This is a genomic window from Streptomyces sp. NPDC049687 (assembly GCF_044465285.1).
Lineage (GTDB): Bacteria > Actinomycetota > Actinomycetes > Streptomycetales > Streptomycetaceae > Streptomyces.
In genome coordinates this window covers 480,280-496,777 of sequence record NZ_JBITLN010000008.1, presented here as the reverse complement: position 1 = coordinate 496,777, position 16,498 = coordinate 480,280, and the positions used below count along the sequence as shown (strand labels likewise).

At 70.3% G+C, this 16,498-nt stretch carries 14 protein-coding genes; 4 read left to right on the top strand and 10 right to left on the bottom strand.

The genetic code is table 11. The features are described 5' to 3' along the window. Window positions 1-474: 474 nt before the first annotated feature. From ACIBVL_RS26295 to ACIBVL_RS26260, 8 genes are all read right to left on the bottom strand, one after another. Window positions 475-675: a transposase domain-containing protein gene (locus tag ACIBVL_RS26295; RefSeq protein ID WP_399100428.1), complete on the bottom strand. Its 201-nt coding sequence runs from the start codon at window positions 673-675 to the stop codon at window positions 475-477. Window positions 676-1,114: 439 nt separating this feature from the next. Further along, window positions 1,115-3,280 carry a 3-hydroxyacyl-CoA dehydrogenase NAD-binding domain-containing protein gene (locus ACIBVL_RS26290; protein WP_399100371.1) on the bottom strand — a complete coding sequence of 722 codons (2,166 nt, stop codon included), beginning with the start codon at window positions 3,278-3,280 and terminating at the stop codon, window positions 1,115-1,117. Between the two features lie 38 nt (window positions 3,281-3,318). Next, entirely contained in the window at window positions 3,319-4,533 is a 1,215-nt protein-coding gene (locus ACIBVL_RS26285; protein WP_399100369.1) for an acetyl-CoA C-acetyltransferase, read from the bottom strand. A gap of 145 nt (window positions 4,534-4,678) precedes the next feature. Continuing rightward, window positions 4,679-6,226: an acyl-CoA synthetase gene (locus tag ACIBVL_RS26280; RefSeq protein ID WP_399100367.1), complete on the bottom strand. Its 1,548-nt coding sequence runs from the start codon at window positions 6,224-6,226 to the stop codon at window positions 4,679-4,681. 61 nt (window positions 6,227-6,287) lie between these two features. Beyond that, entirely contained in the window at window positions 6,288-7,688 is a 1,401-nt protein-coding gene (locus tag ACIBVL_RS26275) for an aldehyde dehydrogenase family protein (RefSeq protein WP_399100365.1), read from the bottom strand. A gap of 13 nt (window positions 7,689-7,701) precedes the next feature. Next, window positions 7,702-8,493, bottom strand: a complete 792-nt coding sequence (locus ACIBVL_RS26270) for a coniferyl-alcohol dehydrogenase (protein WP_399100363.1) — start codon at window positions 8,491-8,493, stop codon at window positions 7,702-7,704. Between the two features lie 20 nt (window positions 8,494-8,513). Beyond that, window positions 8,514-9,773, bottom strand: coding sequence for a cytochrome P450 (locus ACIBVL_RS26265; protein ID WP_399100361.1), 1,260 nt, complete (start codon window positions 9,771-9,773; stop codon window positions 8,514-8,516). Between the two features lie 37 nt (window positions 9,774-9,810). After that, on the bottom strand, window positions 9,811-10,212 hold the full coding sequence (locus tag ACIBVL_RS26260; RefSeq protein ID WP_045557809.1) for an SCP2 sterol-binding domain-containing protein: 402 nt from the start codon (window positions 10,210-10,212) through the stop codon (window positions 9,811-9,813). A 243-nt stretch (window positions 10,213-10,455) separates the two neighbouring features. Between ACIBVL_RS26260 and ACIBVL_RS26255 the strand changes: the two genes are divergently transcribed. Next, the gene (locus ACIBVL_RS26255) at window positions 10,456-11,016 is read left to right on the top strand and encodes a TetR/AcrR family transcriptional regulator (protein ID WP_399100359.1); all 561 of its coding nucleotides are present in this window, start codon (window positions 10,456-10,458) and stop codon (window positions 11,014-11,016) included. A 141-nt stretch (window positions 11,017-11,157) separates the two neighbouring features. After that, complete coding sequence (locus ACIBVL_RS26250) at window positions 11,158-12,195, top strand: MBL fold metallo-hydrolase (RefSeq protein WP_399100357.1); 1,038 nt, start codon at window positions 11,158-11,160, stop codon at window positions 12,193-12,195. A 9-nt stretch (window positions 12,196-12,204) separates the two neighbouring features. Here the strand turns inward: ACIBVL_RS26250 and ACIBVL_RS26245 are convergent, their stop codons facing one another. Further along, window positions 12,205-13,227, bottom strand: coding sequence for a MaoC family dehydratase (locus ACIBVL_RS26245; protein WP_399100355.1), 1,023 nt, complete (start codon window positions 13,225-13,227; stop codon window positions 12,205-12,207). A 52-nt stretch (window positions 13,228-13,279) separates the two neighbouring features. After that, window positions 13,280-14,167: an HpcH/HpaI aldolase/citrate lyase family protein gene (locus ACIBVL_RS26240; protein WP_399100353.1), complete on the bottom strand. Its 888-nt coding sequence runs from the start codon at window positions 14,165-14,167 to the stop codon at window positions 13,280-13,282. A 79-nt stretch (window positions 14,168-14,246) separates the two neighbouring features. Here ACIBVL_RS26240 and ACIBVL_RS26235 point away from each other — a divergent pair, with 79 nt between their 5' ends. Then, the gene (locus ACIBVL_RS26235; protein WP_399100351.1) at window positions 14,247-15,404 is read left to right on the top strand and encodes an acyl-CoA dehydrogenase family protein; all 1,158 of its coding nucleotides are present in this window, start codon (window positions 14,247-14,249) and stop codon (window positions 15,402-15,404) included. Window positions 15,405-15,441: 37 nt separating this feature from the next. After that, window positions 15,442-16,491: an LLM class F420-dependent oxidoreductase gene (locus ACIBVL_RS26230; protein ID WP_399100349.1), complete on the top strand. Its 1,050-nt coding sequence runs from the start codon at window positions 15,442-15,444 to the stop codon at window positions 16,489-16,491. Window positions 16,492-16,498: the final 7 nt, after the last annotated feature.

Here is a 16,498-nt window from a genome sequence, read left to right as displayed (position 1 = left end):
GCGGCGCAGCGCAACGGCGACATCGACCCCGACGCGGACCCCGACGACCTTGCGTACCTTCTGCTGACCGTCATCCGCGGGACCGATGTCGTGGGCGCGTACGGCTACAGTCCCGACCGCTTGACCTCGATCGCGGAGAGCGCGTTCGCCTTGCTGCCTCGCCCGCGCCACCGCTGACAAGGGCACGGCCGGCCTCGTTGCACCGGCATCTGATGCGGTCGGCCCGCTTCGACGCCGCGGAAGCACGGCCCGTAGGTACGCGCCGCCGTGACCTCGTGTGTGGGCGCGTGCTGTGGTGTTCCGGGGGTATGCGGGGTGGGCACTGCTCGGCGCTTCGGACGTGAGGCGGTTCCATGGATGCTGCTGCCCGAAATGAGGGCCAGGACCCGCTTGCCGACCGTCTGATCAGGGCCGGTGCCGCGTTCGAGGGCAGCGCGGAGATCGCCGAGGCCCGTGCCATCGCCCGCGACTTCCTCACCACGGCGGAGCCGAAACCGAGCCGACCTCCGGGAACAGGCGCATCGCGAGCAAAAAGTAGACCGCGACCCGTGTGGGTAGGTCCCGTAACCGGCGCTGCACACACCGGGTCTCCTCCAGGACGGCGTCGACGAGGTCGAAGGGTACGACCTGGTCAACTCGCCCAGGTGAAACAGGCCCGTACTGCCCCGCCGCCACCGTGAGTTCTTGAGAGAAGGCCGTCAGACCGGGTGGCAGGGCACACAGAGACGCAGGCAACGGGACTCCTCAACGATCAGCAGTCTTGGCGGACCATCTGATCAACGTCGATTCCGTTGCCCACGTTGCGATCGACGCCGAACCCCCTTGCCACCAGCAAGGATCCGTTAACCACCCGGCCTTGGGTCAAGGCCCGACGTCGGCTGGCCCTCGGCACCGTCTTCGGCGGCACGCGGCACACACGTATCCGGTGGTCCTCCACCACGTGATCGACGCCCCGCGGGCATCGGTCTTCGACGCCGATGCCCGCAGCTGGTCGCCGTCCTCCTCCACCTGCTGAACACGTAGCCGCGGCTCACGACCTCGCTCCGGCCGGTCCGGCCGACCGCAGGACGGCGGCCGGTCAGGCAGCCTCAAGTCAACCCGTTCCGCTGTCGTTTCACGCACGGTCGCCGGGCGCGTCAGCCCTGGCCACCAGGGACGGCGTCGGAAGGAAGCGCTCACCGTAGCGGTCGGCCAGTTCCCTGGCACGCGTCACGAAGCCCGCCACGCCTCCCGGGTAGCCCTTGACGTACTGCGCGACGCCCCCGGTCCAGGCCGGGAAACCGATCCCCAGAAGAGACCCGATGTTGGCGTCCGCTTCGGAGAGGATCACTCCTTCGTCGAAGCATCGCGCAGCCTCCAGCGCCTCGGCGAACAGCATCCTTTCCCGCATGTCCTCGAAGGGGATCCGGTGCCGGCCGGAGCCGAAGTGCTCCGCCAGGCCGGGCCACAGCCGAAGGCGCCTGCCCTCGGCGTATTCGTAGAAGCCGGCCCCTGCTGCCCTGCCTCCGCGGTGGAAGTCCCTCACCATGCGGCGCACGACGTCGTCCGCGCCGAAGACGGGCGCGTCCCGCCCCTCCTTCTCCAGGGCCTCGATCGTCTCCTCCCGGACCTTGAGCCAGAGGGTCAACGAGAGTTCGTCCACCAGTTGCAGAGGCGGCGCGGGATACCCGGCCTGGGCGCCCGCCTGCTCGATGGAGGCGGGCGGCAGCCCCTCCCCCACCATGCTCACGGCCTCGTTGACGAACGCCCCGATCACCCGGCTGGTGAAGAATCCCCGGCTGTCGTTGACCACGATCGGAGTCTTGCCGATCTGGCCCGCGAGGTCGATCGCCCGGGCCAAGGTGGCGTCGCTGGTCCGCTCGCCCCGGATGATCTCCAGCAACGGCATCCGCTCGACCGGCGAGAAGAAGTGCAGCCCGATGAAGTCCGCCTGGCGTTCGACACCTTCGGCCAGCCCGGTGATCGGCAGGGTGGAGGTGTTGGAGCCCAGCAGCGCGGCGGGGGCCACGATCTCCTCGATCTCGGCGAAGACCTTGTGCTTGAGCTCCTGACTCTCGAACACTGCCTCGATCACGACGTCGCAGCCGGTCAGGTCCGAGGGGAGTGCGGTGGCCGTGATCCTCGCCAGGACGGTGTCGGCGTCGGCCTGGGTCATCCGGCCCCGCTGTACGGCCTTGGCGAGGAGCCCGGCCGAATGGTCCCTGCCCTTCTCCGCGGCCTCGGCCGAAACGTCCTTGAGGACGACCTCGAGTCCGGCCACGGCGCAGACATGGGCGATGCCCGCTCCCATCATGCCCGCGCCGAGGACACCGACCTTGTGTGCGGTCGACTTCTCGTGACCTTGGGGTCGGGAGCCGCCGGACTGGATGTGCTGGAGGTCGTAGAAGAATGCTTGGATCATGTTCTTGGCGGTCTGTCCGGTCGCCAGCTCCACGAAGTAGCGCGACTCGATACGCAGCGCGGTGTCGAAGTCCACCTGCGCGCCCTCGACCGCCGCCGACAGGATGGCCCGCGGTGCGGGGACCGGTGCGCCCTTGAGCTGCTTGCGCAGATTCGCGGGGAGGGCGGGCAGGACGGCGGCGAAGGAGGGGGTGGACGGGGTGCCGCCCGGGATGCGGTGTCCCTTGGTGTCCCAGGGCTGCACTGGCTCCGGGTTCGCCCGGAGCCACGCCTTGGCCCTGGGCAGGAGTTCCGCGGCCGTGTCGACCACCTCGTCCACCAGTCCGATGGCCAGAGCCGCTCGCGGCCGGTGCCGCTGCCCCTGGAGCAGCACCTTGAGCAGCGCCTCCTGGACGCCGAGCATGCGGACCGTGCGGACGATGCCACCACCACCGGGCAGCAGGCCGAGGGTGACTTCGGGCAGGCCGATCCGGCAGCCTGGGGTGTCCGCGGCAATACGGTGGTGACAGGCCAGGGCGATCTCGAGGCCGCCGCCGAGGGCGCTGCCGTTGATGGCGGCGACCACGGGCCTGCCCAGCCGTTCCAGCCTGCGCAGCTGGTCCTTGACCCGGGTGGCGGTGTCGTGGACCGACTGCGCGTCCTCGGGGCGTGCGGCCATGATGTCGTGCAGGTCGCCGCCGGCGAAGAAGGTCTTCTTGGCGGAGGTGATCACGACTCCGGTGATGGTGTCGCGCTCCGCTTCCAGCCGGTCGACGGCCCGGCCCATGGACGCGATGTAGGCGGTGTTCATGGTGTTGGCCGACTGGCCCGGGGCGTCCAGAGTCAGTACGACGACGCCGTCCTCGTCACGGGACCAGTGAATGGTGTCCTGCTCGCTCATGTCTCGTCTTCCTCTTCCCTACGACGTGTTGGACGGCGTCAGACGCGTTCGACGAGGGTCGCCACGCCCATGCCGCCGGCGACGCACAGGGTGATCACGGCCCGCCGGGCGCCACGGCGTTCCAGCTCGTCGAGGGCGGTGCCCACGAGCATGGCGCCGGTCGCGCCGAGGGGGTGTCCCAGGGCGATGGCGCCGCCGTTGACGTTGAGCTTCTCCATGGGCACGTCCAGGTCCCCCGCGTACTTCAGGACCGCGGAGGCGAAGGCCTCGTTCATCTCGAACAGGTCGATGTCGTCGACTGTCAGCCCGGCACGGGCGAGCAGCCTGCGGGTGGCCGGGATCGGGCCGGTCAGCATGATCGTGGGATCCGCCCCGGAGGTCGCGGCGCCGGTGATCCGGGCCCGGGGGGTGAGCCCTAGGTCGTGTCCCGCCTGCGCGGAGCCGAGGAGCAGCAGGGCAGCTCCGTCCACGACGCCGGAGGAGTTGCCGGCCGTGTGCCGGTGGTCGACGGACTCGACGTGGTGGTACTTCTGCAGGGCGACCGCGTCGAATCCGCCCGCCTCGCCCGCCTTGGCGAACGCGGGCGGCAGCAGGCCCAGGCTCTCCGCGGTGGTCTCGGGCCGCAGGTGTTCGTCGCGGTCGAGGACGACCAGGCCGTTCTGGTCGGTCACCGGGATCACGGAGCCCGAGAACCGGCCCTCCTGCCAGGCGCGCGCGGCTCGCTCGTGCGAGCCCGCCGCGTACCGGTCGAGATCCACGCGGGTGAAGCCCTCCATGGTGGCGAGGAGGTCGGCGGCGACGCCCTGCGGCACGAAGCCCAGGTCGTAGGCGGTGGCCGGGTCGGCCGCGAGGGCTCCGCCGTCCGAGCCCATCGGTACCCGCGACATGGACTCCACGCCGCCCGCGAGGAACAGGTCGTCCCATCCGGAGCGGATCTTCTGCGCCGCGGTGTTGACCGCCTCCAGGCCGGAGCCGCAGAAGCGGTTCAGCTGGACGCCGGTCACGGTGTCCGGCAGTCCGGCCACGAGGGCGGCGGTGCGCGCGATGTCGGCGCCCTGGTCCCCCACAGGCGTGACGACGCCGAGGACGAGGTCGCTGAGACGGTCGAGGTCCAGGGTCGGGTTGCGCTTGCGCAGGGCGTCGATCAGCCCGACGACCAGGGAGACCGGTTTGGTGCCGTGCAGGGCGCCGGTGTTCTTGCCGCGGCCTCGCGGGGTGCGGATCGCATCGTAGACAAAGGCTTCGGTGGTCACAGGCGACGGCCCTTCCCGGCAGTAGATTTGAATCTTGGATAGATTAGAAAACATGGGTGTAGGTGACCGCAGGCGGCTTCCGGCCCATGCTGTAGGAGGCTCCGGCGGGTGGGCCCCTCGGTAAAAAGGACCGGCTGCGCGCGGGTCAGACCAGTCGGGTGGCCTGACCCGCCCAGTACTCGTCCTTCAGCAGGCGCTTCAGGAGCTTGCCGTTGGGGTGCCGGGGCAGTTCCGCCCGGAAGTCCACCGAGCGCGGGCACTTCACGTGCGCCGCGTGGTCGCGGCAGTAGGCGATGAGCCGTGCGGCCACGGCCTCGTCGGAGTCGGGGCCCGGCACCCGTGTGACGACGGCCTTGACCTGCTCGCCGAACTCCTCGTCCGGCACGCCGATCACCGCGACGTCCTCGACGTCGGGGTGGCTCGCCAGCAGGCTCTCGATCTCCTGGGGGTAGATGTTCACCCCGCCGCTGATGATCATGTTGCTGAGCCGGTCGGTGAGATGGAGGTAGCCGTCCTCGTCCAGCCTGCCGATGTCGCCCATGGTGGCCAGACCGCCGGGCAGCTGTGCCGACCTGGTCTTGTCCGGGTCCTTGTAGTACTCGAACGGCGGCCCGCCGGAGAAGTAGACGACACCCTCCTGGCCGGGGCCGAGTTCCTCTCCACCCGCGCCGACGATGTGCACCCGGCCGACCACCGCCAGGCCGACGGTGCCCGGGTGCTCCAGCCACTCGGGGGTGGTGCACACGGTCATGCCGTGCCCTTCGGAGCCCGCGTAGTACTCGACGAGGATCGGCCCCCACCAGTCGATCATGGCCTGCTTCACCTGCGGCGGGCACGGCGCCGCCGCGTGGATGGCGAACCGGTGGGAGGACGGGTCGTACCCGCGCCGTACCTCCTCGGGCAGCCGGAGCAGGCGGGTGAACATGGTGGGCACCCACTGGCTGTGCGTGACGTGGTGCTTCGCGATCGCCTCCAGGGCCAGGGCGGCGTCGAACTTCCGCAGGAGGACCACGGTCCCGCCGACGGCCGTGACGGAGCGGGTCCATCTGGCCGGCGCCGCGTGGTAGAGCGGGGCCGGGGAGAGGTACACGGTGTCCTCGTCGACCTGGAACATGGCCAGGGCCGGTGCGGGGATCGGGGGCGTGGTGCCGAGCGGGGCGCCGACCGAGGTCGGCCTGATGCCCTTGGGCCTGCCCGTCGTGCCGGAGGAGTACAGCATCTCGGAGCCCTCGACCGCGCCGGGGAGCGGTTCGGCGGGCCGGCCGCTCATGAGGACGGACAGTTCCTCGGCTCCGCCGTACGGCGTTGCGTCGAGGGTCAGGACGGCGGTGCCGGGGACAGCCGCCCGTACCGCGTCGAGGTGGACTGCCGCGGTCGTCGCGGAGAGGACCACGGCGCCGGCCTCGCAGTCCCGGACGATGTGCACCACCTCGTCCGGGGCGAGGTGGGTGCTGATCAGCGTGTAGTAGAGGCCCGCGTAGTGCGCGCCCCACACCACCTCGAGATAGTCGACACGGTTCTCCGCGCAGATCGCCACGTGGTCGCCCGGGGCGAGCCCGAGGCTCCCGAACACGCGCGCGATCCTGTTGGCGGCGTCGTCGAGCTCGCCGTAGGTGAGGACCTCGCCGGTGTCCGCCATGACGACCGCCGGCTTGGTCTCCTTGTCCCCCCGGTGCGCTCCGGGGTACCACATGGGTGAGTCTGGCGCTGGGTTGGGCATGGCGTCCTCACTGGGGTGTCGGTCCGGCCGCGGGTCAGAGGATCCGGCGCATCATGCTCAGCGCCTTCTCGGTGTACGGCGGGTACATGGCGCGGAGGTCGGGTCTGAAGGTCTTGGCCAGTACGGCCTTGCGGTGGCTGAGCCGCTGGAAGCCCCACTCCCCGTGGTAGGCGCCGATACCGCTGGCGCCGACCCCGCCGAACGGGAGGGAGGGGACGAGGCAGTGCATCGCCGCGTGGTTGACGACGGCGCCGCCGGCGGGGATCTCGTCCACGAGCCGGGTGCGTGCCGCCCTGCCTCTGGTGAAGACGTACAGGGCCAGCGGCTTCGGGCGACGGGTGACGAAGCGTATGGCCTCGTCGGCCGAGTCGACGGTCAGCACGGGCAGGACGGGTCCGAAGATCTCGTCGGTCATGAGGGGCTCGTCGGGGGCCGGGTCCACGACGACCGTCGGCTCGACGGTCAGCGCGGCGCGGTCGGTGCCACCCCCGGTCACGACCGAGCCTTCGGTGGCGTCGAGGTAACCGGCGATCCGCTCGAACTGACGCTCGTTGACGATGCGCATCCCGCCGTCCTGGTCGGCACGGAAGGCCTTCATGGACGCGACGATCCTGTCGACCAGGGCTTCCCGGACCGTACGCTCCACGAGCACGTAGTCCGGTGCGATGCAGGTCTGTCCCGAGTTCATCAGCTTGACCCACGCGATGCGGCGCGCGGCGACGTCGAGGTCGGCGTCGGCAAGGACGATCGCCGGGCTCTTGCCGCCGAGTTCGAGGGTCACCGGGGTCAGCGTCGGAGCCGCTCCGGCCATGATCTTCTTGCCGATCTCGGTTCCGCCGGTGAACAGTACGTGGTCGAAGCCCAGGGCGAGCAGGTCCTGGGTCACCATGGCGTCCCCCTCGACCACCTTGACCGCCTCGGGGTCCAGGTACCGCGGAACCAGCCGCGCCAGCAGCGCGGAGGTGGCCGGGGCCAGCTCGGACGGCTTGAGCACGGCGCAGTTGCCCGCGGCGACCGCCGCGACCAGCGGGCCCAGGCTGAGGTACACCGGGTAGTTCCACGGCCCGATGACCAGCACGACCCCGAGCGGCTCGTACTGCACCCAGCCCGACGCCGGCTGCTGGCTCAGCGGCATGCGCTGTCGCTTCCGCTTCATCCACGAGCGCAGACGCCGGCGTGCGTAGAGCGCCTCTCCCCGGGTGGAGGTGATGTCGCCCAGCCAGGACTCCGCGGCGCCGCGCCCGAGGTCCATGGCCAGGGCTTCGGCGATCTCCGTCTCGCGCTCCTCCACGAGCCGTGCGATGCCGTCGAGCTGCCGCTTGCGCCATTCCAGGCTCCGGGTGCGGCCGTCGGCGTGGACCGACCGCAGGGTCGCCATCAGTACGTCGAGTCCGGCCGCCTCCTGGGCGGCCCGGGTGCTCGGTGAGGTGGCCATGTCCGTCCGCCCCTCAGACCTGGGGCGCCGGGACGTTGCCGGAGAGGACCGAGGCGGTGATGCCGCCGTCGACGGTCAGCGGGTGACCGTTGATCCAGCGGGCCTGGTCAGTCAGCAGGAACAGCGCGGCGCCGGCGATGTCGTCCGGTGTGGCGTGCCGGCCGAGCAGCGCCTTCACTCCGTCGAGCTGGTCCTTGCCCATCGAAAGCTCGAAGTCGGCCAGGATGGGAGTCTCGACCGGCCCCGGCAGTACGGCGTTGATACGCAGGCCCATCTCTCCCAGGGCGAGCGCCATCGCCATCGTGTAGACGGTCGTCGCCTCCTTGGAGAAGTTGTAGGCGTTGCCCTGCTGGGGATGGTCGGCGAACCATCGCGCGCCTTCTTCGAAGGTGTCGGTGGCCAGCAGCTCCCTGATGGCCCCGAGGCGCTCCTGCCAGCCGAAGCCGGCGGTCGACGACACGATCACGACACAGCCGCCCGGCTTCAGCCGCTCCAGCAGCGACTCCGTCAGGTGCCGTACGGCCAGGAAGTTCACGGCGAACACGGTGTCGCCCGGAGCCGTGCCGGGGATGCCCGCGATGTTGAGCAGCCCGTCGAAGGAGCCGTCGAGCCGGCCGACCGCCTCGTCGATGGAGGCGGGGCCGGAGAGATCGACTTCGATGTGGGCATGGACCTTCGCCGTGGGCTGGTTACGGTCGAGGCTGTACACCTCCGCGCCGGCGGCGACCAGCTTCTCCGCGACCTCGTGACCGATGCCGGAGGCGGCTCCGGTGACGAGGTAACGCTTTCCCGCGAACTGCGACATCTGACTGCCTCTCAACGCGCTCAGAGGGTGTACGGCATGCTCTTGACGGCACGCACGAAGTTGCCGGCGAGGTACACGGGCTCGCCCACCCGAAGGGTCGGCGCACGGTGCAGCAGCTGGTCGAAGATCTCGGTGAGCTGCATCTTCGCCAGGAAGTTGCCCATGCAGTAGTGCGGACCGCCGCCGCCGAAGGCCAGGTGGTTGTTGGCCGGCCTCAGGATGTCGAGGAGGTGCGGGTCCTTGAAGACGCGCTCGTCCCGGTTCCCGGACGCGTACATCATCAGGACCCAGTCGCCCTCCCTGATCTCCTGCCCGCCCAGCACGGTGTCGCGGGTGGCGGTACGGCGGAAGGTCTGGACGGGGGTGACGTACCGGACGAACTCCTCGACGGCCGGGGCGACCCGGCCCCCGAAGTCCTCCAGCAGCAGTGCCTTCTGGTCGGGGAAGTCCTGGAGGGCGCGGGCGGTCACACTGATCGTGTTGCGGGTGGTGTCGTTGCCTGCGACGGACAGCAGCACGAAGAAGGCGGCGATCTCGTCGTCGGTCAGCCGCCGGCCGTCCACCTCGGCCTGGACCAGGCTGGTCCACAGGTCGTCCTTCGGCTCCGCCCGGCGGCGCTCGGCATGTTCCAGGCCGATCTGCAACAGGGTGACCAGTGCCTCGTTGAGCACCTCGCCCGGCTCGCGCCCCGCGGCGACGTCCTCGTCCGCCCAGGAGACCATGCCGTCGGCGTGATGGGCGGCCAGTTCGCGCTGGTCCTCGGGGAGGCCCATCATCTCGTAGATGGTCCACATGGGCAGCCGCTTGGAGACCTGGCTGACGAAGTCGCCCTCCCGCGTGGCCAGGAGGTCGTCGACGATCGTCGTGGCCTGCCGCCTGATCTGGTCGTGGATCCTCGCGACCTGCTTGGGCGTGAACGCCGAACTCACCAGGCGCCGGAGCTGGAAGTGGCGTGGAGCGTCCATGGCGAGGAACGACGACGCCGCCTCAATGATGTCCTCGGGGACCTCCTCGACCATCACTCCGCGTGCCGAGCAGTAGATCTCCGGGTTCTTGCTGACCTCGGCGATGTGCTCGTGCCGGGTGACGGCCCACACGCCGTCGTTCTCCGGGGGCATCAGGGCGCCTTCGAGGGGCGGGTGCCAGCTGACCGGGCGCTCGTCGCGGAGCGTACGGAACGCCTTCTCCCGGTCCTCCCAGGTGCCGGCCCAGAAGGACAACGGGGAGATGCTCACGGGGTCGTACGCCCGTGACGCGGTTTCGGTGGACTGGGTGGCCATCTTTCCTCCGTGGGTGGGGTGGCGGGCCCGGGCGGGCTCAGAGGACGAGGTCGTCCCGGCCGTCGCCGCGCAGGCTGTCGACGTAGAGGGGGAAGAGCTTCTTGCCGAGCGGCGCCAGCTTGAGCAGGCTCGCCACGTTGCCCTCGACCTTGATCCTGCTCTTGGCCATCGCCAGCGGGAGGTTGACCTTGCCCTGCCAGTAGGCGTTGCCGACGTCGGCCGCCATTCTCATGACGGCCTGCGGGGGTGCACCGCCGGTGCCGTCCCCGACGGTGCCCGCCGTCGTGTCCACTTCCACGACCGTGTCCGGCTCGGTGAAGGCGAACTGCAGGACCATTGCGGTGTCCCGGAGCTTGGGCCCGATCTCCGCGTCGGCGAACGCCGCCTCGAAGATGCCGCCGATGTACTTCCTGACCTCGTCCGCGTCCCTGAATCCCACGGTTCCTCCTGACGTCCGCGAGGAAGATCGCCCGAATCCGATGAGCGATTCAAATATAAGTTTGATTAGATTCCGCACCCAAGCGGGTTCCCGACGGGCAGCACCTCACGTGCCGCGGTCTCGAAAGGGGGTGCGTTTCGGGAACGTAACATAAGTCTTCTTATGGCGACTAGAGCCCGGCACCGACTCATACCCGCGGGGCGCCTACCATGACTTCCCACACCCCCGACCAGGAGTCCGCGCATGCCCGCACGCAAGGATGCCGCCCGCTACTTCGACTGCGCGTTCGCCATCCTCGCCGCACAGGGCTACGGCGGACTCAAGCTCGCCCCCCTGTGCGAACGGATGGGCGTGACGACAGGCGCCTTCTATCACCACTTCGCCAACTGGGGCGCCTTCACGGATGCACTGCTGGACCACTGGCACCAGGAGCGCACCCACCGGCTCGTCGAGTTGGCCCGTCTCGAACCGGACCCACTGAACCGGCTCCAGGTCCTCCTCGACGCGGCCATGGAACTCCCGCACGGCGCGGAAGCCGCGATCCGGGTGTGGAGCACGATCGACCCGGCGGTCCACCGGATCCAGGAGAGCGTCGACCTGGAGCGGCACAGCTTCGTCCGGAAGGCGTTCGCCGCCCTGGTCGACTCGGAAGAGGCCGACCGACTCGCCACGCTCGGCATGTACCTTCTGATCGGGTTCGAGCAGGCCGAGTCACTCCGCGACCCGGAAGTGCTCTCGTGGGCGCTGCACGAGCTGAAGAGGACGGCGACCAAGGGAGCGGCACGGCGCTCCGCGCCACGATGACCGGTCCCGCCACGCCCACATCCGGCGCGCCCGCATCCGGCGCGCCGCTACCCACCCGGCCGGCTGGAGCGCCCTGACCCACCTGGGAATTTTAATATACGCTAGATAAAAACTTCCGCCGTCAGCTTGCAGGAGCACACCTTGGCGCCCCCACTGCTCGACCAACCCGACGACTGGACCGAACCCGGTGCCCACCCCGTGGTGGACCACGTGTACCGCATCCCTCTGACGCTGCCGTTGGACGGGCTGGCGGCGGTCAACGTCTATCTGATCGAGGACGACGACGGCCTGGTGCTGATCGACTCGGGCTGGGCCGGGCCCGACACCGAGAAGGCACTGATCGAGGCGGTGCAGAGCCTCGGACACCGCCTGGAGGACATCGGCCAGATCATCGTCACCCACGCCCACTGGGACCACTACACCCAGGCCCTGGCGTTGCGTGAGTCGATCGGCAGCCGGGTCCGGGTCGGCTGGGAAGAGCGTCACACCATCGAGGGCTTCGATCTGGAGGACGGGGTATGGCCCCGCCAGGTCGGGCTGCTGCGCGAGTGCGGCGCCCCCGAGCTGGCGGCCCTGATCGCCGCCGTACCGGTCGAACAAAGCGACCGGGACATGCCGTTCGGGCCTCCGGACGAGTGGCTGAGGGACGGTGAGCGGATCGATCTCGCACACCGCCGCCTGGACATACGGGCCACGCCCGGCCACACGCGGGGGCATGTCGTGGTCGGGGACCCGACCGACGGCCTGCTGTTCTCCGGTGACCACGTGCTTCCGCACATCACTCCGTCGCTGGGCTTCGAACGCTCGCCCGAGCGCTACCCGCTACGGTCCTATCTCGCCTCCCTGCGCTTGACCCGACAGCTGCCGGACGCGCTGCTCCTGCCCGCCCACGGCCCCGTGACCAGGAGCGTCCACACCCGGGTGGACCAGCTGATCGCGCATCACGAGGAGCGGCTGGACGAGGTCCTCCGGCAGGTCGCGGCCGGCGCGGACACGGCCTACGAGGTGGCCCGCGCCCTGCCGTGGACCCGTCGCCGGAGCGGGCTCGACGAACTCCCGCCGGTGCACCGGATGACCGCGGTGCTGGAGATCGACGCCCACCTGGACGTCCTGGCCCAGCTGGGTGCGGTCAGCCCGCAACGCGTCGACGGGGTCCGGCGGTTCACGTCGGCCGCGTGACGGTGGTCCTCATGCGAGCACGACCGCATAGCGCCAGTCCAGGACGGAGCGGGCGGGCTCGTCGCCGCCGACCGCGCGGACCCGCGAGCGCAGGTGCGCCAGCCCGCCGTGTTCGCCGAGCGACCGCAGGCGCTCCACGGCCACGGTGCTGTACAGGGTGTCGCCCTCATGGACGGGGCCCAGGTGGTGGCAGCCCTGCCAGCCCGCCACGGTGACGATGGACGGCAGGGCTCGGGCGGCCTGCGCGAGGGCCACGCCGATCGTGTGGCCGCCGTAGACGAGCCGCCGCCCGCCCGCGGCATGCCGGTCGTGGTGCACCATGGCCACATTGAGCGTGAGCCGGGCCAATTCGGGAGCGCCCGACACGACGTCCCCACCGCCGACCTCCCAGACCATGCCCTCGGCCAGATCTGCGAACCGGGGCCCGACCACGCGCCGCGCGAACCGGTCCAGTCGCCATCCCCGCACCACCGCGGCGAGCGCCGCGTGGTCGGGTTCGGCACCCACGGCGTCGAGGTCGGCCGCGTGGCGGGTACCGGCGTCCGGGTCCCGCAGGGGCAACATGGCGCACCGCCAGAAATCCAGTACCGGGCGATCATGCTGGTCGGTGGTGGTGATCCGCAGGGCGGCCAGACCAGTGGGACGGCGCCCGGGACGGTCCTTGTTGCGACGCAGGGCGACGACCTCGGTGGAGGTGCGCAGCGTGTCGCCGATGAGCGGGGTGCGGCGCAGGACCAGGCCGCGGTAGAAGAGGTTGGCCTTCACATGATGGGTGGCCAGCGTGGACTGACCGATCGCCATGTCCCAGACCAGGGCGGGGTGGGCCAGGGGGGCCTGGCCCGTCACGGCGCGGCTCAGTTCCTCGTCCAGCGGGAGCGCGAGCCGGTCCCCCACGATGGACTGGTGGGTGGCGGCGTGACCGGAGGTCAGGGTCACCCCGGGCGCCCCGCCGAACACCTGCCCCACGGCGAGTTCGTCGAAGTACGGCCCCTCGGCCGTACGTGCCGTCTCCTTCGGGATCGCCGCACTCACTGCCGTGCCCCTCTCTTCGTCGGCCGTCGAGACCCGCCTTCGGGAGCGGTGCTCACGCTGTTGCCCCTCCCCCGCGGGCGAGTATCCGGCGTGCGGCGACCGCCACGGCCTCGTCGACCATCCGTCCGTCCAGGACGACGGCGCCCTCGGCACGCGCGTGCCCCCGCTCCAGGGCGGCCAGCACCGTCCGGGCCCTCGCGGCCTCCTCGGCCGACGGTGTGAACGCCTCGTTGACGTGCGCGATCTGGCGTGGATGGATGACCCATTTGCCGTCGAAGCCGAGGCGCGCGGCACGGCGCACCTGTCCGGCGAACTCCTCGTCGGCGGCCACCCCGAGATACGGACCGTCCACGGCGGCGAGGCCTGCCCCGCGAGCCGCCGTCAGGATCTCATCCTGCGTGCGCAGCCAGGTCTCCGCCGGCGCGTCGGCGGCCCGCCCGAGCGACGCGGCCAGGTCGGCGTAGCCGATGATCAAGGTGGTCAGCCGGGGCGTCGACGTCACGATCTCGCGCAGGTTGGCCAGTCCCGCCGCCGTCTCGATCAGCGCCTGTACGGGGACCGGGTCGACGCGGCCGACGGCTGCCTCCGCGCCCGCCAGCAGCCGGTCCACGAAGGCGAGGTCACCGGCCGACTCGGCCTTGGGCAGCACCACGGACACCCGCGCGCCCTGCTGCACGCACGCGACGACGTCCTCGTGACACCACGGCGTCCGGGGCGCGTTCACCCGGACCGCGATCCGCGGACCTGCCTCCGGCGCACGGGCCAGCCAGGCGGCGACGCGTTCCCGTGCGTCCGCCTTGGCCGTGGCCGCGACCGCGTCCTCGAGGTCGAGCACGATCTCGTCCGCTTCTGACGCGAGGGCCTTCGCCATCTTGTGCTCGTCCGAGCCGGGTACCGACAGACGTGCCCTGAGCGCACCCGCCGAAATGTTCGCGGTCACCTCATCCCCTCTCATTATCTAATCTAAATTAGACTATAATCGAGAGACGCGAGTCCGGTAGCCGAGTGAGGAGACCTGTATGCCCACCCTGTCCGAGGAGGAACAGGACGTCGTCGATGTCGTCCGGGAGTTCGTCGACCGGGATGTGCGGCCCGTGGTGCGGGAGCTGGAGCACGCCAACGAGTACCCCGAGAAGCTGATCGAGCAGATGAAGGCGCTCGGGATCTACGGCCTGGCCGTCCCGGAGTCCTACGGCGGGGCGCCGGTGTCCACGTCCTGCTATGTCGAGGTGACCGAGCAGCTGGCCCGCGGCTGGATGAGCCTGGCCGGGGCGATGGGCGGCCACACGGTCGTCGCCAAGCTCCTCCTCGCCTTCGGCACCGAGGAACAGAAGAACCGCTACCTGCCGAAGATGGCGACGGGGGAAGTACGGGCCACGATGGCGCTCACCGAGCCGGGCGGCGGTTCCGATCTCCAGGCGATGGGCACCGTCGCCCGTCGGCGGCCGGACGGCGACTACATCGTCTCCGGCGCCAAGACGTGGATCAGCAACGCCCGCCGCTCCGGACTCATCGCGTTGCTGTGCAAGACGGACCCCGACGCCTCGCCCCGCCACAAGGGCATCAGCATCCTGCTCGTCGAGCACGGCCCCGGCCTCACCGTCTCCCGCGACCTGCCCAAGCTGGGCTACAAGGGCGTCGAGAGCTGCGAACTCTCCTTCGACGGCTACCGGGCGCCGGGCGACGCGCTCCTGGGCGGCGTCGAAGGACACGGGTTCGCACAGATGATGAAGGGCCTCGAGACGGGCCGTATCCAGGTCGCCGCGCGGGCACTCGGCGTCGGTCAGGCGGCCCTGGACGACGCCCTGCGCTACGCCCGGGAGCGCGAGAGCTTCGGCAAGCCGATCTGGCGGCACCAGGCGGTCGGCCACCGTCTCGCCGACATGGCCACGAAGCTCGTCGCGGCACGACAGCTGGTGCTGTACGCCGCGGAACGCCACGACTCCGGGGACCGGTGCGACATGGAGGCGGGCATGGCCAAGCTGTTCGCCTCCGAGACCGCCATGGAGATCGCGCTCGACGCGGTCCGGATCCACGGGGGGTACGGCTACTCCACCGAGTACGACGTCGAGCGCTACTTCCGCGACGCCCCCCTGATGATCGTCGGCGAGGGCACCAACGAGATCCAGCGCAACGTCATCGCCGCCCAGCTGGTCGACAGAGGCGGTCTGGCGTGAACCGGCCACCGCAGTCCACGACCGACCGGAGGACCACGTGAAACTCTCGATGCTGCTGTCCCGATACACCGGCGATCCGGTGGCCACCGCCGGCCTCGTGCGCGACCTGGAGTCCGCGGGCCTGGACCTGGTGTGGGTCCCGGAGGCCTATGGCTTCGACGCCATGACGCTCGTCGGCTATCTCGCCGCGACGACCGAACGGATCCGGATCGGCACCGGCATCGTCAACGTCTTCAGTCGCACCCCCGCCCTCCTGGCCATGAGCGCCGCCGCCGCGGACAGCCTCTCCCGGGGCCGTTTCGCCCTCGGTCTCGGCGCTTCCGGGCCGCAGGTCGTCGAAGGTTTCCACGGAGTGCCGTTCGACCGGCCGATGCGGCGGATCACCGAGACGATCGAGATCTGCCGGAAGACGTGGCGGCGCCAGGAACCCCTCACCCATGACGGCAGGGTCTACCAGCTGCCCCTGCCCGCCGACCGCGGGACCGGGCTCGGCAAGCCGCTGCGGCTGATCAACCATCCGTACCGCGCCGACATCCCCGTCTACTGGGCCTCCCTGATGGAGCGCTCGGTGACCGCGACGGCCAAACTGGCGGACGGCTGGCTTCCGTTGTTCTTCATGCCGGAAAAATCGGCGGAGGTCTTCGGGCCCGCGCTTGCTGCGGGAACGGCACGCCGCTCCCCCGAACTGCCGCCGCTCGACATCGTCGCCGGCGGCCCGGTCGCCGTCGGGGAGAACCTCCCGGTCGACGACCTGCTCGACCTGGAACGGCCGACGGCCGCCCGGTACATCGGCGGTATGGGATCCCGCGACAAGAACTTCTACAACGACCTGGCCCGCCGATACGGCTTCGAGGCCGAGGCCGAGCTCATCCAGGACCTCTATCTGGACGGCAAGAAGAAGGAGGCCGAGGCCGCGGTCCCCCGGGAGTGGCTGGCCCGGACCACGCTGATCGGTCCGCCGGGTCTGGTGGCGGAACGGATCCACGCGTACCGGGAGGCCGGCGTGACGACCCTGAACCTGGACCCGGTGGGGCCGGACCCGGCCGGCACGGTGGAGGCCGTCCGGCGGCTGGTCGACGACCTATAGTTGACCC